Below are 25853 nucleotides of genomic sequence, written 5' to 3'. Positions count from 1 at the left end.
CTAGCGGCGGAAGCCCTGCAGGAACGCGTGCAGTTCGTCGACGAACAGGTCCGGCTGCTCGAACGGCGCGAAGTGCCCACCGCGGTCGAGTTCGTGGTGGAACACGAGGTTCGTGGTGCGCTCGAGCCACTCGCGCGGCGCCCGCACGATGTCGCCCGGGAAGATCGAGAACCCGGACGGCACCTCGACCCGGCGTTCCAGCTGCTCCGCCGGGATCGCCGCGTTCGCGTGGTACATCCGCATCGCCGACCCGATCGTGCCCGTGGCCCAGTACTCGGTGAGCAGCGCCAGGACCTCGTCGCGCGTGTAGACCGACCACGGGTCCCCGTCGCAGTCGCTCCACGCCCGGAGCTTCTCGAGGATCCAGGCGGCGAGCCCCGCGGGCGAGTCGTTCAGCCCGACGGCGGCGGTCTGCGGCTTCGTGCGGTGCAGCATCGCGTAGGCACCCTCGGCGGTGCGCCACCGATCGGTCGCGGCGACGAACTCCCGCTCGGCTGCGGACAACGTCGACGGATCGAGGCCCGGCCAGGCGAGCCCGCCGTCGATGCGGTGCACGGCGACGACCCGGTCTGGGTGGTCGAGTGCCAGGTAGCGGGCGACGTGCGTGCCGATGTCGCCACCGGACACCGCGAACCGCTCGTACCCCAGGTCCGTCATCAGCGTCGCCCACATGCCGGCCACCTGCCGGGCGTCGAGCACCTGCGGCGGTGCATCCGAGAACCCGTAGCCGGGCATGTCCGGCACGACGACGTCGTACCCGGCGGCGACGAGCATCGGCAGCACCTTGCGGTACCGCCACCCGGAGTCCGGCCAGCCGTGCGCGAGCAGGACCGGCAGGGCGTCGGACCGCTCGGCACGGGCGTGCAGCACGTGGATGCCGATGCCGTCGACGACGACACGGCGCGAGGGAAGCGCGGCGAGCTCGGCGCGGTGTGCGTCGAAGTCGAACCCGTCGGCCCAGTACTCGACGAGCGGGCGCAGGGCGTCGAGGTCCACGCCGAGCGACCAGCCGACCCCGGCGGGCGCGTCCGGCCAGCGCGTGGCACGCAGCCGAGCGCGCAGGTCGTCGATGGTCGCGTCGTCGATGTGCGGTGTCTCGCCCATGTCGGCGACGCTAGTCAGCGCCACCGACGAACGGAAGCCCGCAGCCGATCAGGTCAGCGGTGCGTCCCGACCGGCCTCGAACAACACCCGGATGGCGTCCGCCCGGATCCACCGCTCGCTCAGGCAGAGCGGTCGCTCGTCGTCGCGGTCCGACGTCAGGCTCTCGATGAACCAGCCGAGCGTGACCTCGTCGAGGTCCAGGTGCCGGGCGACGTCCTCGGACACCACGTCGGCGGTCGCACGGACCCATCGGCGGTGCGGCGTGGATCGTCCCACCTGCCGGAGCACCTCGTACAGCGAGTCACTGACCTGCAGCGCCTCGGCGAGCTCGGGCACGATCGCCGGCGGGACCCACTCCACGCCCCACGCAGCCGGCAGCCCGTCGACCAGTGAGCGCCGGGTCAGGCGGTGCACGGGCGCTCCCGCTTGCAGCTCGAGGGACTCGGCGATGCGCGGCGGGACGGGGACGAGTGCGCACGACAGCGTCACGCTCGACGGCCTGCCACCGGCGGCGCGGACGGTGTGGCTCCACGACGGTGCCGCCCGCGAACCGATCAGGTAGTCGATGCGGCGTGCGACGAAGCTGCCGACGCCCTTCACCCGACGGATGCGGTTGCGCCGCTGCAGGTGCTGCAGCGCTGCCCGGGCGGCGGACCGCCCGACGCCGAACCGCGCCGCCAGCTCAGCCTCGCTGGCCACCCGCGAGCCGATCGGCAGATCGGCCAGCTCGCCCTCCAGGGCGGCGGCGATGTCGAGGTATCGGGTCTCCGGCACGCTCGGACTGTAGCCGGTCCCCTGGCGGACCGCATGCCTGTCCGGACAGGCCGTGACGAGCCTCCCGGCGTCGTTCACCTGGCGGACACCTGCGCACCGTCTGCCCGCCACGGGGCGCTCCGACGCTGGTCGGACCGCGCCGGTCCCGGCGTGACGGCACGAACCCAGGAGTCCCATGATCTCGCTCGTCTGCCTCGACATGGCAGGAACCACCGTCGACGACGGTGGCGTCGTCCTCGACGCCTTCCGCACAGCGCTCACCGACGTCGGCCTCGAGCACGGGAGCTCGGAGCACGACCGTGCGGTGCAGTACGCGGTCGACACCATGGGCCAGTCGAAGATCGCCGTGTTCACGGCGCTCTTCGACGGGGACGGCGACCGTGCCGAGGCTGCGAACACCGCGTTCGAGCGCGCGTACGCCCGCACCCTCGACCGCGGCGTGCGGCCGGTGGACGGCGCCGTCGAGACGCTCGTCGCACTCCGCGCAGCGGGGCGGCGGATCGCGCTGACCACCGGGTTCTCGCCCGCGACGCGCGACGCGGTGCTCGACCTGCTCGGCTGGCGGCCGCTGATCGACCTCGCGCTCTCCCCCGCCGACGCCGGCCGCGGGCGCCCGTACCCGGACATGGTGCTCGCCGCTGTGCTCCGGACCGGCACCGACGACGTCCGTGACGTGGCGGTCGTCGGGGACACCGTCGCCGACCTGCTCACGGGACACCGTGCCGGCGCGTCGGTCGTGGCGGGCGTGCGGACCGGGACGCACCAGGACGCCGACTTCGCGACCGTCCAGCACACCCACGTCCTCGACTCGGTCACCGAGGTGCCGTCGGTGCTCGCCGAGGTCGAGGACGCCGCCCGGGTCCTGGCGTGACGCCGGTGCGCGCCGACGCCCGGTACGCCCTGTGGCACGGCGTCGGTGCCCAGGTCACCGTCGAGTCGCTGCCGTCGACGACGTTGCCGGACGGCGGTGTGCTCGTCGAGGTCGAGCTGGCCACCGTGTGCGGCAGCGACCTGCACACCGCGCTCGGCCACCGTCCGGGTCCGACGCCGAGTGTCCTCGGCCACGAACAGGTCGGCCGCGTCGTCGCGGTCGACGCCGTGCCGCCGACCACCGTCGAGGGGCAGCCGGTCCGGGTCGGGGACCGCGTCGTGTGGTCGGTCGCCGCGTCGTGCGGCGACTGCGACCGGTGCGCGTCGGGCATCCCGCAGAAGTGCCGCTCCCTGCGGAAGTACGGCCACGAGGCCGTCACCGCGGACTGGACGCTGAACGGAGGCTTCGCCACGCACTGCGTCCTGCTCCCCGGCACGGCGATCGCGGTCGTCCCCGCGCACGTGCCCGCGGCCGTCGCCGCGCCGGCGGCCTGCGCCACGGCGACCGTGGCCGCGGCACTCGACGCCGTGCAGCGACCGCTCGACGGCGCACGGGTCCTGGTCACCGGTGCCGGCATGCTCGGGATCACCGCCGTCGCGATGGCCGTCGACGCGGGTGCCACCGTGACCGTCTCCGACCCGAACGCCGGACGACGTGCCCGGGCGGTCTGCTTCGGCGCGGCGCGGGCCGTCGCCCCGGGTGACGCGATCGGGTCCTTCGACGTCGCGGTCGAGCTGTCCGGCCACCCCGATGCGGTCGAGGCGGCGGTGGACTCCCTCGACGTCGACGGTGTCGCGGTGCTCGTCGGAGCGGTCTCGACGAGCCGTCCGGTGACCATCGACCCGGAGCAGATCGTGCGGCGGCTGAACCGGATCGTCGGGGTCCACAACTACGCGCCCCGGCACCTCGCGACCGCGGTGGCCTTCCTCGCGCGCAGCGGGCTGCCCTTCGCGGACCTGGTCGAGCGGTCGGTCGGCCTCGACGCGGTCGGGCACGCCGTCACGACACCGCCGTCGGACGGGTTCCTGCGCCGCGGGGTCGACCCCGCGGTCGCCGTGGTGTGATGGCTGCGTGACGACCTTCACCGCTGCCCGTGTCCACCGGGGCGACGGCGGGACCCCGGGTTCGTCGTTCGCCGTGCGCGACGGCGTGGTCGTCGAGGCGTCGGACGGACCGGTGGTCGACCTCGGCGACGTCGACGTCCTGCCGGGGCTGGTCGACCTGCACGCCGACTCGCTGTCCCGCTTCGAGCAGCCGCGCCCCGGCGTCCCGGTGCCGCTCGGGCACGCGCTCGAGTCCTTCGCCGCCGACGCCCTGCTCGCCGGTGTGACGACCGCCCTGCTGTGCTGCTCGGTGGAGCACGCGACGGCTCCGGCGCGCAGCGCCGAGCACGCCGCCGCCGTCCTCGACGCGGTCGCCACGTCCGACCTGCCGGTCGACGTCCGCGTGCACCTGCGCGTCGACGTCACCCACGACGACGCCGTGGCGGCGGCCGGGAGGCTCGTGGCGGCCCATCCGGATCGGGTCGCCCTGGTCTCGTACATGGACCACACCCCCGGTCGCGGCCAGTACTCGACCGTCGCCGCCTGGAGACGGGCCTACCGCGCGCTCGACCGCGCCGACGACGAGGAGCTCGACGCCCGCCTGGCGGCGTTCCACGCCGGCGCCGAGGGCATCGGCCGGCGACGAGCGACCGTCGCCGAGCTCGCGGACCGGGCCGGTGTGGTCGTCGCAGCACACGACGACGAGACGCCCGAGGCCGTCCTCGAGGCCCGCCGGCTCGGCGCCCGGATCTCGGAGTTCCCGGTCACCGAGGGCGCTGCGGCCGCGGCGATCGACGCCGGACTCGGGGTCGTCGTCGGTGCCCCGAACCTCTGGCGAGGCGGGTCGCACGGCTCCGGGCTGTCCGCTCGCGCGGCGATCGCGGCCGGTCGGGCCGACGTGGTGGCGTCGGACTACCAGCTCGGGTCGCTGCTGCCGGGGCTGCGAGCGGCCGCCACCGCCGGGGTCGCACCGTTCGCCGAGCTCGTCGCGACGGTCACCCGGAACCCCGCGGAACACGTCGGGCTCCCGGACCGGGGGCTCCTGGCACCGGGTCGCCGTGCGGACTTCGTCGCCGTGCGCGAGGACCGTGTGGTCGGTGTCTGGCGCGACGGCCGGCAGCGGCTGTTCCGCGACTGACGGTCTCCCCCGCCGAAGACCACCGGGGTCAGCCGAGGACCGCCGGGGTCAGCCGAGGACCGTCGGCGCGATGCCGAGGCCGGTCGTCATACCGATGCCCGTGGTGACCGTCACGACGTCGACGCCCGGAACCGGTTGGTCGATGAGGAACTCCCGCCCCGGGGCCGAGGCGTAGACGCCCTGCCACCGGTCGACCACGGAGACCGGCGCACCGAACAGCCGCTCGGTCTCGGTGACGAGCAGCCGGAAGCCGTCCTCGTCCTGGAACGGCGGCGCATCGACCCCGCGCTCGTGGGTGTCGCCGACGATGACGCTGCCGTCCGGCGGCGACGTGTACATCTGGTTGAGGTCCCAGCGGATCCCCTCGGGCAGGTCGGCGGCGAGCCGGTCCCGCAGGGCACCCGCTCCGGGCATCGCGGCGAACCCCGAGTAGCGCAGCAGCGACCACCCGGTCAGCAGCGGTGTGGCGAGCGGGAAGGCGAGCGGGATCGTCGCACGCAGCATGTGGAGCCGGCAGCGGACCAGGCCGATCGACTCGGCGAGCTCCGGGAAGAGCTGGTCGAGGTCGTGGTTGGTGCAGACGACGATCCGGGTCCCCTCCACGACGCCACGACCGGTGCGGACGGCGCCGGTGGTGACCTCGAGCGCGGGGGTGCGCCAGTGGAAGGTGACCCCCTGCCCGGCGAGCCAGCGCGCGATCGCGGGTGCCGCCTCCCGGGGGTCGACCTGCAGGTCGTGCGCGAGGTGCGCGCCGCCGAGGGCCGAGCCGGGGTCGACCGGAACCGCCGCGGCGATCTCGGCCGCGTCGGCCAGCCGCAGGTCCGCGCCGGAGTCGCGGTACTCCTCGAGCACCGCCAGCTCCTCGGGGCGACGGGCGACGACGTGTGCACCGCGTTCGCGCGCCGTGAACCCGGCGAGCTGCGCGAGTTCGAGCCAGCGGCGGCGTGCCTCCTGCGCGTACCCGGCCGCCTCCCCGGTCTGCGGGGTGACGCAGGCGTGCCCGAAGTTCCGGACACTCGCACCGACGACCGCGGCCGCACGGTCGACCACCGCGACGCGGGCGCCCTGCCGGAGTGCCTCGTAGGCCATGCCGAGCCCGACGATGCCCGCGCCGACCACGACGACGTCGTACCGTTCCGTCGCGCTCACCGGAACACCCGCCGCAGCCACATGGCCAGGCCCTCGGTGACGAGCACCGTGACCAGGATGAGCAGGACGATCGCGGTGACGGACGCGTAGTTCGATCCCTGCGCTGCATTGAGGAGGTAGTAGCCGATGCCGCCACCTCCGACGATGCCGAGGATCGTCGCCGCACGGATGTTCGTGTCGAGCAGGTAGAAGGTGTGCCCGAGCATCGCGCGGAACCCCTGCGGCACCGTCGCCGAGGCGTAGCGCTGCAGGCGACCCGCGCCGGTGGCCGTGACGGCGCGCTCGGGCCCGGGAGCGACCTCTTCGAGCGAGTCCGCGATCAGCTTGCCGAGGAGCCCGATGCCACCGAACGCCAGGGCGAGGGTCCCCGCCTGCGCACCGAGCCCCGTCACGACGATGAGCACGACCGCGAGGATCGTCTCCGGGATCCCGCGGACGACGACGAGCAGCAGCCGTGCGCCGCCCCGGACCCCGCGCCCGGGAGCGACGTTGCGGGCGGCGAGGGACCCGATGACGAGCGAGAGCAGCAGCGCGAGGACGGTCGCGGCGAGGGCGATCGCGACGGTGTCGAACATCGCGCCGAACATGATGCCGGCGCCGTAGCTGCCGAAGGACGGCGGCCAGAACTGCACGGCGACGGCGGGGATCTTGCCCCACACGGTGACCAGGTCACCCCAGGCGATGTCGCAGACCACGACACTGCCGACGACGACGGCCAGGGCGACCCAGCACCAGATCGCGTTCCGGACCCGGACGGGGGTCCACGGGCGCCGGAGGGTGCCCTCGATAGTCGCGGCGACCGGTCGCCGCGTGGCCGGTACGGCCTCGGCTCGCTGGCGGTCCCGCCGACGCATCCACCGACGGGCAGCGGTGGCACCGATGCCGCGGCCGGCCGGGGCCACACCGAGCATGGCGGCGCGAACCGAGCTGGAGACGATCTCCATCAGGACGCACAGGCCGAAGATGACGATGGCGTACCCGATGCCGAGTGAGTAGTCCAGCGACTTGAACGCGAAGGACATCTCGCGGCCGAGGCCGACGATGCCGACGTACCCGAGGATGACCGACCCGCGCAGGTTGATGTCGTTGCGGTGCAGGATCGTCGCGACCCACGACGGCAGCACCTGCGGGAGCACCCCGGCGGTGAACTGCTGCGCACGGCTCCCCCCGGCTGCCCGGATCGCGTTGCGCGGCCCTTCGTCGATCTGCTCGATGGCGTCGGCGAAGAGCTTCGAGATCATCCCGATGGAGTGGATGCCGATCGCCAGGATCCCGGGCAGCGGACCGATCGTGAAGACCAGGACGAACACCATCGCGAGGACGACGTCCGGCACGGCCCGCGTCAGGACGCTGACGAACCGCGCGGCAGCCACCCATCCGCGGCCCGGGCTGGTGTTCGCTGCCGCCAGGTACGCGACGGGAACGCTCAGCGCGGCGGCGAGCAGGGTGCCGAGCAGGACGAGCCCGACGGTGAGCGCGGTCTGCTGCAGGAGCACCGGGGCTTCCGGGAACCGAATGGTCCCCACACGCTGGAAGAAGTGCTCGGCGTTCGACCACGACGCGATGATGTTCGGGATCGAGATGTCGACCCGCGCGACCGCGACGCACGCCAGCACGCCGAGGCCGACGAGGGTCAGCACCGCCGCGGTGCGCTCCGGCGAGACCCGGCGGCGGGGTGCCCGACGGGCCACGTCCTCGGCGAGCGCCGCCGCGGTTCCGGGTCGGGTGTCGAGCGTCGTCACGAGGTCCGCTCCCCCGCGTCGAGTGCGTGCAGCTCGGCCTCGATGGTGGCGAACTCGTCGGTGCTCGTCGCGACCTGCCCGTAGATCTCCATGACCTCCGCCTTGCCGAGGCCGTCGGTCCTGGTGTCGAGCACGACCTCGCCGTGCCGGAGCCCGATGATCCGGTCCGCCCACGACAGGGCCAGGTCGACCTGGTGCAGGCTGCAGAGCACCGTCAGCCCACGGTCGGCGGCGATCTCGCGGATGAGGCGCATGACCTGCCCGCTGGACTCCGGGTCGAGCGAGGCGACCGGTTCGTCGGCCAGGAGCACCGTCGGGTCCTGCATGAGGGCCCGGGCGATCGCGACGCGCTGCTGCTGCCCGCCCGACAGGGTGTCGGCCCGCTGGTAGGCGCGGTCGAGCAGCCCGACGCGGTCGAGGTGCCCGAGTGCGGTGCGACGGAGGCCGCGCGGGTACGACCAGAGGCCGAGCCGCGGGCCACGGAGGGTCGCGAGCGCTCCGGTGAGCACGTTCTCGAGCACGGTGAGCGCCGGCACGAGTTCGAACTGCTGGAACACGAACCCGACGCGACTCCGCAGCTCGCGCAGACGACGCCCGGTCAGGCGGTGTACCTCGGTCCCGTCGACGCGGACGCTGCCGGACGTCGGGAGCTCGAGCGCGTCGACGTGCCGGAGCAAGGTGCTCTTGCCGGAGCCCGACAGCCCGAGCAGCACGACGACCTCGCCCTGCCCGACGCGCAGCGACACGTCACGCAACGCCGTCGTGTCGCCGAAGCGCTTCGTCAGACCGGTGATCTCGACGGCCGGGGTACCGACCGGTGCGTGGTTCGTCATGGTGCTCCTCGGGCTGCCGTCTCGCGGTCGCCGGGTCAGGCCTGGCAGGTGGTCGACTTCGTCGTCTTGCAGATGTCGCGGATCAGGTCGTAGTACTCGTCGTCGACGGGCTTGGTGCCGTAGAAGACGCTGCGGAAGCCGTCGCTGTCGGCGCTGGTGACACCGGCGTCGATGATCTGGTCGATGGTGACGTCGGACAGTGCCTTCGTCAGCGTCTCCTTCTCGGCCGACGGCAGGGTGTCGGAGACGACGATCGGGGCGCCGGGGACCATCGTCTTGGCGACGACGCGCACGTCGTCGTTCTTCTCGACCTCGCTGTCCTCGGCGAACCCGGCGTCGCACTCGGTGCCCGCCGCGACCTTCTGGACGCTGACGTCGTGCTTGCCGGCGAACACCGGGGTGACGTCGGTCTTCGGGTCGACGCCCGCCTTGAGCAGGTTGTAGCTCGGGAACAGGTAGCCCGAGGTCGACGAGGGGTCGACGAAGCAGACCTTCTTGCCGGCGAAGTCCTTCAGCGAGTCGATGTCGCTGTCCTTCGGCACGATGGCCTCGGAGTAGTACCCGGGCTTCTGCCCCTCGGCGGTGATGATGGAGGAGATCGGGGTGATCTTCGCGCCGTTGTTCTTCGCCGTGACGTAGGTGAACCCGGAGAACGACGCGACGTCGATCTTGCCCGCGACGGACGCCTCGATGAGCGCGGCGTAGTCGGTCGACTCGTGGTACTCGACCTTCTTGCCGGTCTCCTTCGCGATGTAGTCCATCAGCGGCTGGTAGTTCGTCTCGGTGTCCACGGAGTCGGGGACCACGCCGAACACGATGGTGTTCTCGTCCGCGGCGTACTGCACGGCGTCGGAGCCGCCTGCGGGGCTGCCGTCACCGGTCGCGGCGGTGGAGCCTGCGGAGCAGGAGCTGAGCGTGGCGACGAGGGCCAGGGCGCCGGCCAGCGCGACGAGCGACTTGCGTGCGGAGATGGGCATGATGACCTTTCGGGCGATTCGGGGGGGGGGCGGGTCCGGTGCGGACGACCGCAACTGTCGCAGCCGACCGGTGGAGCGGAGTTCCGTCCCGGTACACGCGGCGTGGACGGCAGGTGAACTCGGTTGGCACCTGTCCGGACAGGCCGCCGCCGTCGCCGCAGCCACCGTCGCCGTCGCCGCTGTCAGAGCGCGAGCAGCGCGATGCCGCCGAGCACGACCACCGCGGCACCGACCCGGGCGAGCGCACGGCCTTCGCGGAGCACCAGCACCCCGAACAGGCTGACGAGCACGACGCTCACCTCGCGCATCGGCGCGACGAGCGCCACGGGCGCCATGCCGATCGCGACCAGCACGAGGATGTACGACAGCGGCGACAGCACCCCGAACGCGAGCACCCGCGGCCAGTGCTGCCGCAGCACGGGCAGGACCTCGCGCCGCCGCGACCCGAGGGCGAGTCCGAAGAACACGACCTCGACGGCCGTGCACCCGACCATGAACGCGACCGGCGCGACACCCAGGTCGCGGACGACGTAGGCGTCCCAGATCGTGTACGCGGCGATCGCCACCCCGGTGAGCAGACCCGCGACGAGCCCGGGGTCGATCCGCCTCCGCGGGAGTTCCGTCGGCGTCGTCCCCCGGTCGGCGAGCCCGACGGCGACCACACCGACGAGCACCAGGAGCCCGCCGACCAGGGCGATCCAGTGCGGGCGCTCGCCCAGGAGCACGATCGCCAGGACGACGCTGATCGTCGGCCCGGTGCCGCGCGCCGTGGCGTACACCGTCGACAGCCGCCCGACCCGGTACCCCCGCTGCAGCACCAGCATGTACAGGACGTGCAGCACCCCGGACGCGGCGACGCCGAGCCCGAACCCTCCGGGGCCCGCGTCACCGAGTCCCCCGGTGAACGGGACCACACCGATCCAGACCACCACGCTCGACACCGCGCCGAGCCACAGGAACGGCATCCCGATCCGGCTCACCCCGTGGGCGATGACGTTCCACCCCGCGTGGGCGACGGCGGCGGACAGGACGAGGAGGACGGCGAGCGGTGTCACGGCAGGACCTTCTGCCCGGCGCGCGGCGCGACGGGCGAGGTCCTCCAGGCTTTTGTCCGTTCAGATGACGGCCCGCGTTCGGTGGCGGACCGTGGCGCCGCTCGGACCAGTCGGACGGGGAGTCCCGGAACCCTAGGCGCTGTCGGGACGGACGCTAGCAGCGCGGCCCACCCGGCCGCCAACCTGTCCGGACAGGCGCGAGCCTGCGTTCAGGTGGCGTTCTGCGAGCGTTCCGGTCCGTCGCCGTGGCGCATCCGGCCCGACGACGCACGACGGACGGGAGGCCCGTGGCGGGGCCGTCACGGGCCTCCCGTCCGTCACCTGGTGCGTTCGACGCCCCCCGGCGCTCGATGCCCGTCAGTCGCGGTCACTTCATGCGGTCTCGCCGCCGCCGGTGGTTGTGTGGCGTTCCCGGCGGCTGCGGAGTGTCTCGCGCGCCACGCTGATCGCGATCGCGACCGAGAGCGCGATCAGGATGATCTCGATGACTCCGGTGGTTGCCGGGGGCTCGGCGCCCTCGTGGTTGCGGCCCGCCGTCTGCAGGAACAGCGCGGCGTCGTTGAGCCCGTGCAGGAGCATCGGCACCCACAGCTTCCCGGTGGCGCGGCGGGCCGCGTAGAAGAGCGCTCCGTCCATGCTGAGGAATGCCACCTGGAACAGGACCAGGCCGGGCGGGAGTCCGGCGATCACGAAGCCGACCACGTGGGCGAGGCCGAACATCACCGAGGAGACGATGAGGACGACGAACTCGGAGTGGTGTGCGCGGAGCGCGGTGACGAGTATCCCGCGGAAGAACAGCTCCTCGCCGACGCCGACGCCGAGCGCACCGATGAGCACGACGACGATGATCCCGACCGACGCCTCGGACCACGGCACGAGGCTGTACAGGATCACTGTCGAGACGAGGGACAGCACCGGAACGGCGAGCCACCACCAGCGCCGGGGTCGGCCGACGGGGACGGCCGGTTCTCGCCAGATGTCGCTCCACCAACCCGAACGTCGGGCGAAGAACACTCCGGCGACGATCATGATGCCGACCGGGATTCAGGTGCCGGCGAGCCAGTCCGCGATCGGGTGGTTCTCCCCGTCGACGACGGCGCTGAGCAGGTTCCCCACCCCGGCGGCCATGAGGACGTAGACCACGCAGGCGACGAGCACGATCCAGAACAGCCGCGGGACCTCGCGACGCCCGTCGACCGGGGCGGTCATGCGGCCACTCCCTGCTGGTCGGTCTCGGTCGAGGTCCCGGTCTCGGGGCTGCTGACGCGGCCCGTGATGAAGAAGAGCACCAGGAGTGCGAGCACCGGGTAGGCGAAGTTGAAGATCCCCGCGAAACCGATCAGCCCGGCGTCACCGGCGGCCGCAGCGGTGGTGTCGATGCCACCGGTCGCCAGGATCGTGGTCGGGTCGGTCGCCGCGTGCAGGAGCATCGCGGGGACGATGCTGCCCGTGACCCGCATCGACAGGTAGAACATCATGCCGGCACCGAACGTGTACACGACCGTGACGGCCACCGTGATGAGCGGTGTCCCTCCGATGGCGTTCGAGGCGTGCATCAACCCGAACAGCAGCGACGACAGCAGCGCGACGGTGCGTTCGGTGTGGTGCCCGCGTCGGAGGAGGTTCACGGCGACGCCACGGGCGATGAGCTCCTCGGCGAACCCGATGCAGAGACCGAGGAAGAGCACCGCGAAGACCACGGAGACCGAGTACGACGACCAGTTCGTCGCGACGAGCCGGATCACGATCGGGACGAGCAGCAGGACGACGGCGATCCACATCCACCCGCGTCCGGGCAGTGGCTGGCGACCGAAGACCTCGCGTCCCCATCCGAGCGTGCGGACGAAGACCAGGGTGAGCAGCCCCATCGCGATGATCGGCAGGGCGACGCCCACGATGACCCCGCGGGGTGTGGCGAACACCTCGTCCGCGGTGATGCCGCTGGCGAGGGTGTGGGCGTTCAGCCAGCCGAGCCCCTCGTAGACCGCCAGGTAGAGGACGACGGCCAGCACCGCGCGCCACCACCCGCCACGGTTCCAGAACCGCTGCCACGGGTTCCGTCCCGCTGCCGTGTCGGTCGAGCGCTCTGTTCCTGCGGCCATGCTGTCCTCGCGGGTCTCGGTCGTCGGGGCGTCTGGTGAATGGTCCTCACGTCAGCGTAGTGCGAGCCCGGAACGCTCCGGCGGCCCTGGACGCGCGACGGACGGACTGGAGGCCCGTGGCGGCGTCGCCACGGGCCTCCAGTCCGTCTCCTGGTGCGTACCGACAGCCGCTACGCGGCCACGAGGTACTCGTCCCACTCCGCCTGCGGACGCTCGATGCCGCGCACGACCCACGAGGACCCGTGCGGCACCTTCGGCGGGAACCGGAGGCGCCACCCCATCTCCTGCGGGGTGCGGTCGCCCTTGGTGTTGTTGCAGGCCAGGCAGCAGGCGACGAGGTTCTCCCACGAGTCCTGCCCACCGCGCGACCGTGGCTGCACGTGGTCGATGGTGGTGGCGTGCCGGCCGCAGTAGGCACAGTGGTTGCCGTCCCGGCGCAGCACACCGCGACGGGACACCGGCACGAGCCTGGAGTGCGGGATGCGCACGTAGCGGGTGAGGATGATGACGGACGGACGGTCGTAGCTCGACGTCGACCCGGTGACCGGGTGTTCGACGTCGGCGGCGACGATGGCGGCCTTCTGGTTCATGACCAGCACGAGGGCTCGTCGGAACGAGATCACCGCGAGGGGCTCGTAACCGGCGTTGAGGACGAGAGTGCGCATGGGTTCCCTTCCGACGTGCCTGGACGGCTTCCAGGCGCTGCGGGTGCGTCGGACCGACGACGCGAACGGGTGAGGACGACCTGTTCACACCCCTGGAACCACGAAGAGCACCACCCGGATGGGCAGTGCTCTCGTCATGCAGGGGCGTGCTCGTGCACGCAGGCTGTGCTCGACCATATGTCGACGCGCGCGCGCCGACCCATGGTGCGGGTCGTGCGGAACATCGACATGAGGGTCTCCTGTTCGCGCCGGTGCGGACCGGTGCAGCGTCAGGTTAACCCAGAAACCGGCCCGGCACGAGGGTGCGCGGGCCGGTTCCGGTGAAGTTCACACGCCGGAGGGGCAGTGGTCGCTAGATGCCGAAACGGACGATGTGGTAGTCGCTGGTCCAGATCGGGCGGATCTGCACGGTGCCACCGGGCTTCGGGGCGTCCATGATCATGCCGTTCCCCATGTAGAAGCCGTCGTGCGCCTCGTTGTTGAAGATGACGACGTCACCGGGCTGCGCCTCGGACTCGGGGATCGTGGTGCCGGCCTGGTCCTGCAGCGGCACCGAGTGCGCGAGGTTGATGCCGTACTGGGCGTACACGAACATGATGAAGCCCGAGCAGTCGAAGCCCGACGGGTCCGCGCCACCGAAGACGTAGGGGGTGCCGATGTACTGCTTGCCCGTGGCGACCACGGCCGGCAGCGAGAACGGGGTGTCGGCGGCGGACGAGCTGGCCGCGTACTCGGCGGCCGTCGGTCCGGTGTACGAGGAGTACTGCTTCGCCGTCGCGGCACGGGCGGACTGGGTCTGCTCGGCCTGCTCGGCGGCTTCCTTCGCTGCGGCGGCCTGGTCTGCGGCGGCCTGCTTGGCGGCCTTCTCGGCGTCGAGCGTCGCGGTGGAGGTCGCGCCGAAGCCGTCACGGCTCGTGTCCGCGAGTGCAACGGCGTCGGAGACCGACAGCTCCTGGCTCTGCGTGGCACGGACCTGACGCTGGGCGTCGGCGACGGCGGTCGAGTTGCTGGAGGTCGTCGCTGCGAAGGCCGGGGCAACCGCGACCGTGCCGAACATGCCGGCGGCCACGGTGAGGACGACCGGCGCGAGGAACTTGCGCTTGCGCGACGACGAGCTGGCCTTCGCGGTGCTCGCGGCTGCGGCGGCCTGCGCGGCACGACGACCACCGGGCAGCGGGGCGGAGCGCACCGGCACGACCTTGCGGACCGGGCGGCCCTCGGTCTCGCGCACGGCCCGCCGGGTGAGCGGGGCGGTGGTGGCGTTCTCGGTGTTCGTCGGGTTCGCGGGCGTCTGGTCGTCCGCGGCGGTACCGGTCTGCGTCAAGAGGTGGGTCTCCAACGTCTCGTCATCACGCCGCCGTGGGTGTCCGGCGGTGTGCAACCCCATCCGTTCGTCATCGTTTCCGATCGAGGCAGGAGACGGGTTCGAGACGTCCTGCCACGGGTCTCCGGCTCAGGGGCAGCGCGGCGACTCGGACGAGTGTACGGAGGCGTCGTTACCGTGTCGAGACCAAACGCCCCGTGGGTAACGAAACGGTAAAGACTCTCAGGGAGGACCAGGAACGGTCAGTCCCGCTCGATGTAGACGTGCTGCGCGACCTCGATGGGCAGCTCGATGCCCGAGTCCTCGCCCTCGACGCGGACCGCGACGTAGGCGCCCGCACGCTGCACGCTCGCCATGCGCCCGGGCATGACCCCGGCGGTGCGGAGCTGGTGCAGGAGCTCCGGTTCGAACTGCACGGGCTCGCCCAGGCGTCGGACGACCCCGGTCGTGACGGCGTCGGTGCCCTCGGTCGCGGCGACGATGTTCTGGACACCGTCGAGGAACCCGGCGGCCGCGGGGCCACCGATCTCGGCCAGTCCGGGGATCGGGTTGCCGTACGGCGATTCCGTCGGGTTGCCGAGCATCTCGAGCAGGCGGACCTCGACCTGCTCGCTCATGACGTGCTCCCACCGGCAGGCCTCGTCGTGCACGAAGGCCCAGTCGAGTCCGATGACGTCGGCCAGCAGGCGTTCGGCCAGACGGTGCTTGCGCATCACGTGGGTGGCACGGGAACGACCTTCGTCGGTGAGCTCCAGGTGGCGGTCACCGGAGACGACGACCAGGCCGTCGCGCTCCATGCGGGCGATGGTCTGCGAGACCGTCGGGCCCGAGTGTCCGAGGCGCTCGGAGATGCGCGCGCGCAGCGGCACGATCGCCTCTTCCTCGAGGTCGAGGATGGTGCGAAGGTACATCTCCGTGGTGTCGACGAGATCGGTCACGGTCCGCCTCTCATGTCTGGGCCCAGCGCCGACCACACTACTTGTTCGCACCGACGAACACCGACCGGCGCCCGGGTGCACGTGAGAAAGGGTCATCCGACGCGGTGGACGAGCGGGTCGAACCCTCCCCGTCCGGCCGGTACACGGGCTCGGGCAGGCGGATCGTCGTCGGTAGGATCGGTGCATGGCAGACATCGTCATCCCGGCCGAACTCCTCCCCACCGACGGTCGCTTCGGCTGCGGTCCGTCGAAGATCCGCGGCGCCCAGCTCGAGTCCCTCGTGACGCGCGGTGCCACGATCCTCGGCACCTCGCACCGCCAGAAGCCCGTGAAGGACCTGGTCGGCAGCGTCCGCTCCGGCCTCGCCGACCTGTTCCAGATCCCCGAGGGCTACGAGGTCGTCCTCGGCAACGGCGGCTCGACCGCGTTCTGGGACGCCGCCGCGTTCGGCCTCATCGAGCGCCGGGCCGAGAACCTGTCCTTCGGCGAGTTCGGGTCGAAGTTCGCCAAGGCCGCAGCCGCCCCGTGGCTCGAGGCTCCGCACGTCGTCGAGGCACCGGGTGGCTCCCTCGCCGCACTCGAACCGGTGGAGGGCGTGGACGTCTACGCCTACCCGCACAACGAGACCTCGACTGGTGTCATGGCCCCGGTCGTCCGCGCGACCGGTGACGCCGGCGCCCTCACCGTCGTCGACGCGACCAGCGCCGCTGGTGGCGCCCTGTTCGACGTCAGCGCCACCGACGTCTACTACTTCGCCCCGCAGAAGAACTTCGCCTCGGACGGCGGCCTGTGGCTCGCGCTGCTCTCCCCCGCCGCGATCGAGCGGATCGAGCGGATCGCCGCCTCCGACCGGTACATCCCGGAGTTCCTGTCGCTCAAGAACGCCGTCGACAACTCGCGCCTGAACCAGACCCTGAACACCCCGGCGATCTCCACGCTGCTGCTCCTCGACGAGCAGGTGCGGTGGATGAACGAGTCCGGTGGCCTGGCGTGGGCGGACCTCCGCACGAAGACCTCGTCGTCGACGATCTACGACTGGGCCGAGGCCAGCGACTGGGCGACCCCGTTCGTCACCGACCCCGCCGCTCGCTCCCAGGTCGTCGCCACGATCGACCTCGACGACTCGATCGACGCCAAGGCCGTGGCCGCGACCCTGCGCGCGAACGGCATCGTCGACACCGAGCCGTACCGGAAGCTCGGTCGCAACCAGCTGCGCGTCGCGACGTTCACCGCGATCGACCCGGACGACGTCGCGAAGCTCGTGCGCGCGATCGACTTCACGATCGACGCCCTGCGCTGACCTCGGGGACACCCGCCGGAACGAGGACGGGCCCGGCACCACCGGATCGGTGGTGCCGGGCCCGTTCGTCGGTCCGGGTGGGTCAGGCGCGGTGGAAGCCCGGGTCGGCCTCGCCGGCGTCGAGCTGGTCGACCTCGAGATCGGCGTCGGGCTCGAACGGCTGCACGCGGCGGGCACGGCGGCGACGGGGCGGTTGCGGGGCCTCGTCCTCGGTGTCGGTGTCGGTGTCGGTGTCGGTGTCGCTCACATCGGCGAGCGCATCGACGTCCACGCCCTCGATGTCGTCGTCGTCCGACTCGTCGAGGTCGTCCTCGTCGGCGTCGAACTCGTCGTCATCGTCATCGTCGTCGTCCGACTCGTCGTCGTCCTCGTCGTCATCCGAGTCGTCGTAGTCGTCGTCCTCGTCCGAGTCCTCGTCGTCCGACTCGTCGTCGTCTTCGTCGTCATCGGACTCGTCGTCGTAGTCCTCGTCGTCGGAGTCCTCGTCGGAGTCCTCGTCCGACGCGTCCTCGGCGCCGTCCTCGCCCTCGTGCTCCTGCGCGGCCCGGTACTCGGCCAGTCGCTCGGACCACGGTACCCACTCGGGCGCGACGAGCGAGCCGTCCCCGGGCATCAGCTCGACCTCGAGCACGGTCGGTTCGTCGTCGCCGACCTTGGCGACGCTGACGGTCCACCGCCACCCGGGGTAGCCGGGCAGCCGGTTGGCGAACAGGACGGACACGACGCCGTCCCCTTCGTCCACGGTGCCGACGGGTGCACCGACGGTCGACTCCGGGGTGACCTCGAGCAACGCCTCGCGCGCCAGGTCGGTGTAGTCGATGGGCGCTGCGTCGATGGGCGCTGCGTCGATGGGCGCTGCGTCGATGGGCGCTGCGTCGATGGGCGCTGCGTCGGTGGACGCTGCGTCGGGAGCCGTCTCGGCCCCTGCTGTCTCGGACTCGGTCATGGGGTCACGCCTCCAACTGGTCTGCGACGTGCCGCAGGATGGCGGCGATGCGATCGCCGTTCTTCGGGTAGCGGCCGTGGCGGAGGTCTCCGCTGATCCGGTCGAGTTCCTTCACCAGGTCCTCGACGATCACGGCCATGTCGTCCGCGGAGCGACGGGTCATCCGCGACAGCGACGGCTGGGGCTCGAGCAGCCGCACGGACAACGCCTGCGACCCCTTCTTGCCCTGGACGACGCCGTACTCCAGCCGCGTGCCGGCCTTGACGGTCACGACGCCGTCGGGCAGCGAGGACGCGTGCAGGAACACCTGGTCGCCGTCGTCTCCGGTGATGAAGCCGAAGCCCTTGTCGTCGTCGTAGAACTTGACCTTGCCGGTGGGCATGCGTGGACTCCTCGAGGTCGTGGTACGGCCGTGGTGCGTCGGATATCCTGGGTCGATGGCCAAGCCGACCCGATCAACCGGGAACCCGCAGGACTCCGCAGAACCCCCGGTGACGTTCAATCGTACCGAACGCGCTCTGGCGTTCATGATCGGTGGGATCATCATCCTCGGCTTGCTCTGCTTCGTCGCGATGATCATCATGTGGCTCACCGCACCTGCTGCCCGGGGTGCGATGCCGTGGCCGGTGGTCATGGCGATCCCGCTCTTCGGCTTCCCGATCGCCATGGTGCTGGTCTTCACGCTCCTCGGCATCACCTGGACACGTCGCGCACGAGCGAACCGGACGGCTCGCTGACGTCCGCCCCGGACGCTGGCACCGGACGATGACGACCACCGCCGACCTCGCCGCCCGACTCCGGGCGATGCCGGACGATGCGCTCGAGCGCCTCGTCGCGGCGAGGCGACTCCCCACCGCTGCACTCGCCGAGACCGGCCCGCAGCGCATCACCGACTTCTTCGACCTCGCCGAGGCACTCCGCAGCGACGACGCCGTGGACGCCGCCGTCGAGCACCTTCCGCGCGCGACGATCCTCGCACTGCGTGACGGCGGCGCCGTCGACGCGCTCGGCCCCGCGATCGAGCTCGGCCTCGCCGACGAGGACGGCGCAGTCGACGACGCGGTCGCCGCTCGCGTGGCCGCCCACCCCGACCTCACCTCGCTCGACGAGCAGCCTGGAGGCCCAGAGCAGGTCCGCCCCGCTGCTCCCGCCCTCGACGCCGCGGCGCTCGAGCGTGCGCGCACCACCGGTGCGGAGCAGGCGTTCGCGACGATGACCGTGCTCGCCGAACTGCTGCGGGCGGTCGACGCCGGCGCGGTCCGCGAACTCGTCAAGGGCGGGATCGGCATGCCGCTCGCCCGCACCCTCGCCGAGCGCATCGGCACCGACGCCGAACTCGTCGCGGGTCGCCTGGCGCTGCTCGACGGCATCGGGTTCGCCGACCCCGACACCGGACGCTGGATCGTCACCGACGCCGGGCACGCCTGGTTGCTCGCCGGGTGGCCGGAGCGCTGGGTGTCGCTGGTGGCCGCGTGGTCGGACACGCTCCCGCCCGCCGTGCACCAGGTGCTCGACCTGGCCGACGGGGACCTGCGCGACCTCGTGCCGCTCGGGCGCTGGGCGTACCCGGCGGGGTCCCGCTGGCTCGATGCCCTGCTGCTCGACGTCGCCGGCACCGCGGCGTCGCTCGGCCTGGCGGTCGACGGCATCGTGACGAGCACCGGTCGGGCGCTCCTCGACGGCGACGCCGAGCAGGCCGCCGACGACCTGCCGGGCACCGTCGAGCGGGTCTACCTGCAGCACGACCTCACCGTCATCGCACCGGGGCCGCTCGCGCCGGTGGACGACGACGCCCTGCGCACCGTCGCCGTGCTCGAGGCGCCGGGCCTCGCGGCGCGCTACCGCATCTCCGAGGACACCCTGCGCGCGGCGTTCCGGGCCGGACACTCCCGCGACGACCTGCTGTCCCTGCTCGGACGACTGTCGGCGACCGGGATCCCGCAGCCCCTCGCCTACCTGATCGATCAGGTGGCCGGACGCGACGGCAGCATCGTCGTCGACCGGGGGCCGGGTGGCGTCGGGACCGAGGTCCGCGGCACCGCCGATCAGCTCGACCTCGTCGGGGTGGACGCCGAGCTCCGGCAGCTCGCGTGGGAGCGGCCTGACCTGACGACGCTGACCACGCGCTACCCGCCGCACGTCGTGCACACCGCGCTCGAGGACCAGCGCTACCCGGCCGTCCTGACGACCGCAGCCCGCCCCGAGGCGCACCACGGTCCTCCCGGCCGGCGCAGCCCCACCGGACGCTCGCCGGAACAGTCGGCGCACGCACTCGTCGAACGGCTCCGCCTGACGACGCAGCGCGGCGACGCGGAGCCGGAGCAGGAGTGGCTCGGTCGGCAGATCGACCTGGCCGTGCGCGGACGCACGCCGATCCGTGTGACCGTCCGGATGCCGGACGGCTCGGAGCGGCCGTTCTCGATCGTGCCGACCTCGGTCGCGGCCGGACGCGTCCGCGGGCGGGACACGGCCGTCGACGTCGAGCGGACCCTGCCACTGTCGCTCGTCGTGTCGGTCGAGAGCGACGCCTGAGCCGCGCGGTCACCCGCACGCAGGTGCCGACGGCTAGGCTGGCAGGTCATGAACGGACCGCTGATCGTGCAGAGCGACCGCACCGTGCTCCTCGAGGTCGCGCACCCCGATGCCGAGGACGCACGCCACGAGCTCGCGGCCTTCGCCGAGCTCGAACGCGCTCCCGAGCACGTGCACACCTACCGGATCACCCGCCTCGGACTCTGGAACGCGCGCGCCGCAGGCCACGACGCCGAGGCGATGATCGACACCCTGGAACGCTTCGCGAAGTTCCCCGTGCCGCAGAGCGTCACGGTCGACATCCGCGACACGGTCTCGCGCTACGGACGGCTCGTGATCCGTCGCGAGGAACGACCCGATGCACCCGTGATCGCGAACTCCCCCACCGAGGAACTCGAGCGGCTACCGCTCCTGCTCCTCACCGCCGAGGACCCGTCGGTGCTGGCCGAGGTCATCCGGTCGAAGCGCATCAAGCCGCTGCTCGGTGACATGCGGTCCTCGACCGAGGTCGAGCTGCAGCCGTGGGCGCGGGGACAGATCAAGCAGGAGCTCGTGAAGCTCGGCTGGCCGGCGGAGGACCTGGCGGGCTACACCCCTGGCCAACCCCACCCGATCGACCTGGACACGGCCGAGTGGCACATGCGGCCGTACCAGGAGCAGGCCGTCGACACGTTCTTCGCCCAGGGCTCCGGCGTCGTCGTGCTGCCCTGTGGTGCGGGCAAGACGCTCGTCGGCGCGGGCGCGATGGCGACCGTCAAGGCGACCACGCTCATCCTCGTGACGAACACCGTCTCGGCGCGGCAGTGGCGCACCGAGCTCCTCAAGCGCACGACCCTGACGCCGGAGGACATCGGCGAGTACTCGGGCAGTGTCAAGGAGATCCGGCCGGTCACGATCGCGACCTACCAGATCCTCACCGCCCGCCGGAAGGGCGAGTACACGCACCTGTCGCTCCTCGACGCCCTCGACTGGGGCCTCATCGTCTACGACGAGGTGCACCTGCTGCCCGCGCCGGTGTTCAAGCTGACCGCCGACCTGCAGGCCCGCCGTCGCCTGGGCCTCACCGCGACGCTCGTGCGCGAGGACGGCCGCGAGGGCGACGTCTTCTCGCTCATCGGGCCGAAGCGGTACGACGCCCCGTGGAAGGAGATCGAGGCGCAGGGCTACATCTCGCCGGCCTCCTGCTACGAGGTCCGCATCGACCTGCCGCACCAGGACCGTCTGGAGTACGCGGCGTCGAGCGACGACGAGCGCTACCGGCTCGCCGCGACGTCCCCGGCCAAGACCCCGGTCGTGCGGGAACTCATCGAGAAGCACCGCGGTGAGCAGATCCTGGTGATCGGGCAGTACATCGACCAGCTCGACGAACTGGCTGCGTCGCTCGACGCCGCGGAGATCACGGGGGCGACCCCGGTCGACGAACGGGAGCGGCTGTACGACGCGTTCCGGTCCGGCGAGGTCGACGTGCTCGTGGTCTCGAAGGTCGCGAACTTCTCGATCGACCTGCCCGACGCGACCGTCGCCATCCAGGTCTCCGGCTCGTTCGGGTCACGGCAGGAGGAGGCGCAGCGGCTCGGCCGGCTCCTCCGCCCGAACAAGGACGGCCTGCCCGCGTCGTTCTACACGCTCGTGGCCCGGGACACCGTCGACCAGGACTTCGCGCAGAACCGGCAGCGCTTCCTGGCGGAGCAGGGCTACTCGTACACGATCCTGGATGCCGACCAGGTCCAGACGCCCGTGGGCTGACGTACGAACCGCTCTCAGGAAACCCCGAGGGAACAGTCAGAAGATAAGACCATGAGCGATGGCCCCAAGATCCTGATCGTCGACGACGAGCCGAACATCCGCGACCTCCTGACGACCTCGTTGCGCTTCGCCGGCTTCGCCGTGCGTGCGGTGGGCAACGGAGCACAGGCGATCTCCGCCGTGCTGGAAGAAGAGCCGGACCTCATCATCCTCGACGTGATGCTGCCCGACATGAACGGCTTCGGCGTGACCAAGCGCCTGCGTTCCTCGGGCTACACGTCGCCGATCCTGTTCCTCACGGCGAAGGACGACACCGAGGACAAGATCACCGGCCTCACCGTCGGCGGCGACGACTACGTCACCAAGCCGTTCTCGCTCGACGAGATCGTCGCCCGCATCAAGGCCATCCTCCGTCGCACCATGAACGACGAGGAAGACGCGATCATCCGCGCCGGTGAGCTCACGATGGACCAGGACACGCACGAGGTCACGATCGGCGACGCGCAGATCGAGCTCTCGCCCACCGAGTTCAAGCTGCTCCGCTACCTGATGCTCAACCCGAACCGCGTGCTGTCGAAGGCGCAGATCCTCGACCACGTGTGGGAGTACGACTTCAACGGTGACGCGGGCATCGTCGAGAGCTACATCTCGTACCTGCGCCGCAAGCTCGACCAGTACTCCGCCGAGCCGATCATCCAGACCAAGCGCGGCTTCGGGTACATGCTGAAGGCGTCCAAGGCCTCGTAGCACCATCACCTCTTCACGGCGGTCGTCCGGTTTCACCGGGCGACCGCTGTCTATCGTTGGGGCAGCATGCACACGCGAATGAACCACTGGTGGGACGGGATTTCCCTGCGCACCAAGATCACCGGGATCACGGTGCTGCTCGTCGCGCTCGGATTGCTCGTCGCCGGACTCGGCACGATGACGGTGCTGTCCACCTACCTCATGCAGCAGCTCGACAACACGGTCAAGCAGACGACCGAGCAGCTCGAGGGTCAGAACATCAGTGACGGCGAGCAGTACTGCAAGCTGTCCGTCGTGGTGTCGCAGAGCGCCTACGTCGCCGCGTACGACGCCGACGGTGACCGGATCTGCCAGACGAAGGCGTCGAGTCGACCCGACGTCCGTGAAGCCACCCTGGTCGAGGCCTCGCAGTCGAACCAGCGCATCTCGCTGTACGACAGCCAGCACAACCACGAGTGGCGCGCCCAGATCATCCCGGCGTCGCTGCAGAACCAGTCCGACGGCACCACCGAGACGGGCTACGTGCTCATCGCCGTCTCCAGTGCCGGCACCGACGAGACCATCGGCAAGTTCACCGCGATCTTCCTCGGGTTCGGCGCCTCGGTCATCCTGCTCGGCGCCATGCTCACCCGCCTGCTCGTCACCGCGACCTTCGACCCGCTGCGCGACGTCGAGGACACCGCGGCACGGTTCGCCGCGGGTGACTTCAACCAGCGCCTCGAGGCCGACACCCCGAACACCGAGGTCGGCCGCCTCAACCGCTCCCTCAACGTCATGCTCGAGCGGATCGACTCCGCGTTCGAGGACCGCGAGCGCACCATCGCCCAGATGCGCCGGTTCGTCGGGGATGCCTCGCACGAGCTCCGCACGCCGCTGGTGTCCCTGCGCGGGTACGCCGAGCTGTACCGGATGGGCGCCTTGCGCAAGGAAGAGGACGTCGCGCAGGCGATGGAGCGCATCGAGAAGGAAGCGCAGCGGATGGGCCTGCTCGTGCAGGACCTGCTGCAGCTCGCCCGCATCGACGAGTCGAAGCCGCTCGAGCTCGGCCCGGTCGACCTCGTCGCCATCGCCCGTGACTCGGCGCTCGACACAATGGCCTCCAACCCTGACCGCGAGATCCAGGTCCTCGTCGAGGACTCCCTGACCGGCGAGAGCGTGCCCCAGGCCGTCCGTCCGTCGGCGTCGTCGTCCATCGGCTCTCCGGACTCCGGCGAAGCACCGCCCGTGTCGCCCACCTCGGCGAACACCACCGGGCCGATCGCGTTCTCGCGCCAGACCATCGCCCGACTCCGGGCCCGTCGCACCCGCGCCATGAACATCGACGCCGGTGCCGCGCCGACCGACGAGACCACGCCGCTGCCCACGGTCGTGCTGCCGAAGCGCCCGCCGATCGTCCTGGCGGAAGAGAACAAGATCCGCCAGATCGTCACGAACCTGATGGGCAACGCCATGCGGTTCACGGCGAACGACGACCCGATCGAGATCGGCATCGGCGTGGACGACGAGCGCGGCATGGCACACCTCGACGTGATCGACCATGGTGAGGGCATCCCGCCGCAGCTGCGCGAGAAGATCTTCCAGCGCTTCTGGCGTGCGGACACCTCCCGCGCCCGGGACACCGGCGGCTCGGGCCTCGGGCTCGCCATCGTGTCGGGCATCGTCGCGGCGCACAACGGCTCGGTCGAGGTCTTCGACACCGAGGGCGGCGGCGCCACCTTCCGCGTCTGGCTCCCCCTGCTCCCCCGCGACTTCTCCGCCTGACCCGCGCAGGCCGTGCGGCCCGGCCGCTCGCGTCCCGCGGCGTCTCGGGTGGTCACAACACCCCGTCCGACGCAGCCGAGTGGTCACGATCTGTTGTCTGCGCGCCCGCTGACCGACAGTTCGTGACCGGCCGGCGAGCGGCCGTCGACATGTCGTGACCGCCCGGCGACGAGATCTTCAGCGTGGCGATCACGGCCGTCACGCCGACAGCCGACGACTTCCGACCGCTCGGACCTCGAACGCCTGTCGGAGTCGCTCGAACAACACCGCGGGTCGGTGTGCGTCCGACGCCGTCGCGTGGATCACGAGCCAGTCGTTCACCACGAACCCGTTGTCCCGTCGTTGATCGTGTCGGAAGGTGTCGCGCTCGCGGTGGTGATCGCCGTCGTACTCCAACGCGATGCCGAACTCCGACCACGCCATGTCGACGCGGCCGAGGAACCGACCCGCACCATCGTGCACGTCGACGTTCAGCTCCGGCTCGGGGAACCCCGCTTCGACCACTGCCAGACGGAGCCAGGTCTCCTGCGGCGACTCCGCCCCGGCCCGGACGAGGTCCAGCGCGCGCCGAGCAGCGAGCGCGAAGCGTGTGCCGGGGCGGATCGACGCACGGAGGTCGTCCGCCGTCGCCAGCCCGGCTGGTCCGACGAGGTGGTCCCCGATCGCGACCAGCGCGTCCCGATCGACCACGCCGGCGCACTCGAACCACATCTGCGCGGGGACACTGACCGGGAATCCGCGGTGTTCGACGGTCCTCGACCGGTCCAGCCGGTGCGCGACCACGCCGGGCCGACGCATCCGGCACCCGTCCCTCGCGGTCGAGACGTGCACCGGGCCGACCGAGCGCACCGACTGCGGCAGTGGCGCACCCCAGATCGCGGCGGCCGTCGTGTGGCTGAAGAACTGGTCGGGACGCATGACCAGGGTGACGGCGCCGATGAAGTCCACCGAGTCGATCGGAGCACGCACACCGTGGACCGGGGCTGCCAGGTCGGTGCGCCGGAGTCGTTCCGGATCGATGCCGTGACCGACCGCATCGGCCACGCGGAAGGTGGTGCGGTCGAACGGAGCAGGGAGGCGACGGGGAGCTGACATGCCGTCATGGT

The 25853-nt window shown here is 71.4% G+C and carries 25 protein-coding genes; 9 read left to right on the top strand and 16 right to left on the bottom strand.

All coding sequences use genetic code 11. The annotated features are described in order from the left end of the window. Both HQQ79_RS06145 and HQQ79_RS06140 read right to left on the bottom strand, forming a co-directional pair. Positions 1-1104 carry an epoxide hydrolase family protein gene (locus HQQ79_RS06145; RefSeq protein WP_173032975.1) on the bottom strand — a complete coding sequence of 368 codons (1104 nt, stop codon included), beginning with the start codon at positions 1102-1104 and terminating at the stop codon, positions 1-3. A gap of 48 nt (positions 1105-1152) precedes the next feature. Next, positions 1153-1878: a GntR family transcriptional regulator gene (locus HQQ79_RS06140; RefSeq protein WP_173032973.1), complete on the bottom strand. Its 726-nt coding sequence runs from the start codon at positions 1876-1878 to the stop codon at positions 1153-1155. A 175-nt stretch (positions 1879-2053) separates the two neighbouring features. Here HQQ79_RS06140 and HQQ79_RS06135 point away from each other — a divergent pair, with 175 nt between their 5' ends. Genes HQQ79_RS06135 through HQQ79_RS06125 form a run of 3 tightly spaced genes read left to right on the top strand, consistent with a single transcriptional unit; the run spans position 2054 to position 4930 of the window. Beyond that, positions 2054-2749, top strand: coding sequence for an HAD family hydrolase (locus tag HQQ79_RS06135; protein WP_071244062.1), 696 nt, complete (start codon positions 2054-2056; stop codon positions 2747-2749). After that, on the top strand, positions 2746-3813 hold the full coding sequence (locus HQQ79_RS06130) for an alcohol dehydrogenase catalytic domain-containing protein (protein ID WP_173032971.1): 1068 nt from the start codon (positions 2746-2748) through the stop codon (positions 3811-3813). The genes HQQ79_RS06135 and HQQ79_RS06130 overlap by 4 nt, the downstream gene beginning before the upstream one ends. 7 nt (positions 3814-3820) lie before the next feature. Next, entirely contained in the window at positions 3821-4930 is a 1110-nt protein-coding gene (locus HQQ79_RS06125; protein ID WP_173032969.1) for an alpha-D-ribose 1-methylphosphonate 5-triphosphate diphosphatase, read from the top strand. 48 nt (positions 4931-4978) lie between these two features. On the opposite strand, the gene HQQ79_RS06120 is transcribed toward HQQ79_RS06125, so the two are convergent. From HQQ79_RS06120 to HQQ79_RS06070, 11 genes are all read right to left on the bottom strand, one after another. Then, complete coding sequence (locus tag HQQ79_RS06120; protein WP_128780569.1) at positions 4979-6079, bottom strand: TIGR03364 family FAD-dependent oxidoreductase; 1101 nt, start codon at positions 6077-6079, stop codon at positions 4979-4981. Beyond that, a complete protein-coding gene (locus tag HQQ79_RS06115) occupies positions 6076-7821 on the bottom strand; it encodes an ABC transporter permease subunit (protein WP_173032967.1) in 1746 nt (581 codons plus the stop codon). The genes HQQ79_RS06120 and HQQ79_RS06115 overlap by 4 nt, the downstream gene beginning before the upstream one ends. Further along, a complete protein-coding gene (phnC, locus tag HQQ79_RS06110) occupies positions 7818-8654 on the bottom strand; it encodes a phosphonate ABC transporter ATP-binding protein (RefSeq protein ID WP_111032350.1) in 837 nt (278 codons plus the stop codon). The genes HQQ79_RS06115 and phnC overlap by 4 nt, the downstream gene beginning before the upstream one ends. Positions 8655-8689: 35 nt before the next feature. After that, on the bottom strand, positions 8690-9631 hold the full coding sequence (locus HQQ79_RS06105; protein WP_173032965.1) for a phosphate/phosphite/phosphonate ABC transporter substrate-binding protein: 942 nt from the start codon (positions 9629-9631) through the stop codon (positions 8690-8692). A 182-nt stretch (positions 9632-9813) separates the two neighbouring features. Next, positions 9814-10686 carry an EamA family transporter gene (locus HQQ79_RS06100; protein ID WP_173032963.1) on the bottom strand — a complete coding sequence of 291 codons (873 nt, stop codon included), beginning with the start codon at positions 10684-10686 and terminating at the stop codon, positions 9814-9816. A 372-nt stretch (positions 10687-11058) separates the two neighbouring features. Further along, positions 11059-11715 (bottom strand): CPBP family intramembrane glutamic endopeptidase, encoded by a 657-nt coding sequence (locus HQQ79_RS06095; RefSeq protein WP_173032961.1) that lies wholly within the window; start codon positions 11713-11715, stop codon positions 11059-11061. Between the two features lie 15 nt (positions 11716-11730). Next, positions 11731-11895 carry a hypothetical protein gene (locus HQQ79_RS06090; protein ID WP_173032959.1) on the bottom strand — a complete coding sequence of 55 codons (165 nt, stop codon included), beginning with the start codon at positions 11893-11895 and terminating at the stop codon, positions 11731-11733. Then, a complete protein-coding gene (locus HQQ79_RS06085; RefSeq protein ID WP_173032957.1) occupies positions 11892-12788 on the bottom strand; it encodes a CPBP family intramembrane glutamic endopeptidase in 897 nt (298 codons plus the stop codon). Before HQQ79_RS06085 ends, HQQ79_RS06090 begins: the two co-directional genes overlap by 4 nt. Before the next feature lie 170 nt (positions 12789-12958). Further along, a complete protein-coding gene (locus HQQ79_RS06080) occupies positions 12959-13453 on the bottom strand; it encodes an HNH endonuclease (protein ID WP_027466591.1) in 495 nt (164 codons plus the stop codon). A 352-nt stretch (positions 13454-13805) separates the two neighbouring features. Then, positions 13806-14777, bottom strand: coding sequence for a C40 family peptidase (locus HQQ79_RS18900; RefSeq protein WP_173032955.1), 972 nt, complete (start codon positions 14775-14777; stop codon positions 13806-13808). Positions 14778-15019: 242 nt separating this feature from the next. Further along, positions 15020-15715 (bottom strand): metal-dependent transcriptional regulator, encoded by a 696-nt coding sequence (locus HQQ79_RS06070; RefSeq protein WP_027466592.1) that lies wholly within the window; start codon positions 15713-15715, stop codon positions 15020-15022. 184 nt (positions 15716-15899) lie between these two features. On the opposite strand from HQQ79_RS06070, the gene serC reads away from it, so the two are divergent. Further along, positions 15900-17015 (top strand): phosphoserine transaminase, encoded by a 1116-nt coding sequence (gene serC, locus HQQ79_RS06065; protein WP_110862897.1) that lies wholly within the window; start codon positions 15900-15902, stop codon positions 17013-17015. Between the two features lie 82 nt (positions 17016-17097). Here serC and HQQ79_RS06060 read toward each other — a convergent pair whose 3' ends face one another. Then, positions 17098-17961 carry a DUF3027 domain-containing protein gene (locus tag HQQ79_RS06060; protein ID WP_173032953.1) on the bottom strand — a complete coding sequence of 288 codons (864 nt, stop codon included), beginning with the start codon at positions 17959-17961 and terminating at the stop codon, positions 17098-17100. A gap of 4 nt (positions 17962-17965) precedes the next feature. Continuing rightward, positions 17966-18343, bottom strand: a complete 378-nt coding sequence (locus HQQ79_RS06055; protein WP_017888041.1) for a cold-shock protein — start codon at positions 18341-18343, stop codon at positions 17966-17968. 55 nt (positions 18344-18398) lie between these two features. Here HQQ79_RS06055 and HQQ79_RS06050 point away from each other — a divergent pair, with 55 nt between their 5' ends. The 5 genes from HQQ79_RS06050 to HQQ79_RS06030 all read left to right on the top strand — a co-directional run bounded on the left by HQQ79_RS06050 (position 18399) and on the right by HQQ79_RS06030 (position 24747). Continuing rightward, entirely contained in the window at positions 18399-18698 is a 300-nt protein-coding gene (locus HQQ79_RS06050; RefSeq protein ID WP_173032948.1) for a multidrug ABC transporter ATPase, read from the top strand. A 28-nt stretch (positions 18699-18726) separates the two neighbouring features. Then, positions 18727-20493, top strand: a complete 1767-nt coding sequence (locus HQQ79_RS06045; protein WP_071244037.1) for a helicase-associated domain-containing protein — start codon at positions 18727-18729, stop codon at positions 20491-20493. Positions 20494-20541: 48 nt separating this feature from the next. After that, the gene (locus HQQ79_RS06040) at positions 20542-22239 is read left to right on the top strand and encodes a DNA repair helicase XPB (protein ID WP_027466594.1); all 1698 of its coding nucleotides are present in this window, start codon (positions 20542-20544) and stop codon (positions 22237-22239) included. Between the two features lie 51 nt (positions 22240-22290). Then, positions 22291-22986, top strand: coding sequence for a response regulator transcription factor (locus tag HQQ79_RS06035; protein WP_017888045.1), 696 nt, complete (start codon positions 22291-22293; stop codon positions 22984-22986). 66 nt (positions 22987-23052) lie between these two features. After that, a complete protein-coding gene (locus tag HQQ79_RS06030; RefSeq protein WP_138801951.1) occupies positions 23053-24747 on the top strand; it encodes a cell wall metabolism sensor histidine kinase WalK in 1695 nt (564 codons plus the stop codon). 198 nt (positions 24748-24945) lie between these two features. Here HQQ79_RS06030 and HQQ79_RS06025 read toward each other — a convergent pair whose 3' ends face one another. Continuing rightward, positions 24946-25842, bottom strand: a complete 897-nt coding sequence (locus tag HQQ79_RS06025) for a hypothetical protein (RefSeq protein WP_173032947.1) — start codon at positions 25840-25842, stop codon at positions 24946-24948. Positions 25843-25853 lie beyond the last annotated feature (11 nt).

Origin of the sequence: Curtobacterium sp. VKM Ac-2852 (genome assembly GCF_013205045.1) — a bacterium.
GTDB classification, from domain to species: Bacteria; Actinomycetota; Actinomycetes; order Actinomycetales; family Microbacteriaceae; genus Curtobacterium; species Curtobacterium flaccumfaciens.
Note: the sequence above shows the minus strand (reverse complement) of the source record. Positions and strands in the feature narration are given on the sequence as shown.

Bases quoted from the DNA above. Each gene is read 5' to 3' on its own strand.
- HQQ79_RS06145 (WP_173032975.1), bottom strand. From the start codon at position 1,104: ATGGGCGAGACACCGCACATCGACGACGCGACCATCGACGACCTGCGC.
- HQQ79_RS06135 (WP_071244062.1), top strand. From the start codon at position 2,054: ATGATCTCGCTCGTCTGCCTCGACATGGCAGGAACCACCGTCGACGAC.
- phnC (WP_111032350.1), bottom strand. From the start codon at position 8,654: ATGACGAACCACGCACCGGTCGGTACCCCGGCCGTCGAGATCACCGGT.
- HQQ79_RS06105 (WP_173032965.1), bottom strand. From the start codon at position 9,631: ATGCCCATCTCCGCACGCAAGTCGCTCGTCGCGCTGGCCGGCGCCCTG.
- HQQ79_RS06095 (WP_173032961.1), bottom strand. From the start codon at position 11,715: ATGATCGTCGCCGGAGTGTTCTTCGCCCGACGTTCGGGTTGGTGGAGC.
- HQQ79_RS06090 (WP_173032959.1), bottom strand. From the start codon at position 11,895: ATGACCGCCCCGGTCGACGGGCGTCGCGAGGTCCCGCGGCTGTTCTGG.
- HQQ79_RS06085 (WP_173032957.1), bottom strand. From the start codon at position 12,788: ATGGCCGCAGGAACAGAGCGCTCGACCGACACGGCAGCGGGACGGAAC.
- HQQ79_RS06080 (WP_027466591.1), bottom strand. From the start codon at position 13,453: ATGCGCACTCTCGTCCTCAACGCCGGTTACGAGCCCCTCGCGGTGATC.
- serC (WP_110862897.1), top strand. From the start codon at position 15,900: ATGGCAGACATCGTCATCCCGGCCGAACTCCTCCCCACCGACGGTCGC.
- HQQ79_RS06060 (WP_173032953.1), bottom strand. From the start codon at position 17,961: ATGACCGAGTCCGAGACAGCAGGGGCCGAGACGGCTCCCGACGCAGCG.
- HQQ79_RS06055 (WP_017888041.1), bottom strand. From the start codon at position 18,343: ATGCCCACCGGCAAGGTCAAGTTCTACGACGACGACAAGGGCTTCGGC.
- HQQ79_RS06050 (WP_173032948.1), top strand. From the start codon at position 18,399: ATGGCCAAGCCGACCCGATCAACCGGGAACCCGCAGGACTCCGCAGAA.
- HQQ79_RS06045 (WP_071244037.1), top strand. From the start codon at position 18,727: ATGACGACCACCGCCGACCTCGCCGCCCGACTCCGGGCGATGCCGGAC.
- HQQ79_RS06040 (WP_027466594.1), top strand. From the start codon at position 20,542: ATGAACGGACCGCTGATCGTGCAGAGCGACCGCACCGTGCTCCTCGAG.
- HQQ79_RS06035 (WP_017888045.1), top strand. From the start codon at position 22,291: ATGAGCGATGGCCCCAAGATCCTGATCGTCGACGACGAGCCGAACATC.
- HQQ79_RS06030 (WP_138801951.1), top strand. From the start codon at position 23,053: ATGCACACGCGAATGAACCACTGGTGGGACGGGATTTCCCTGCGCACC.
- HQQ79_RS06025 (WP_173032947.1), bottom strand. From the start codon at position 25,842: ATGTCAGCTCCCCGTCGCCTCCCTGCTCCGTTCGACCGCACCACCTTC.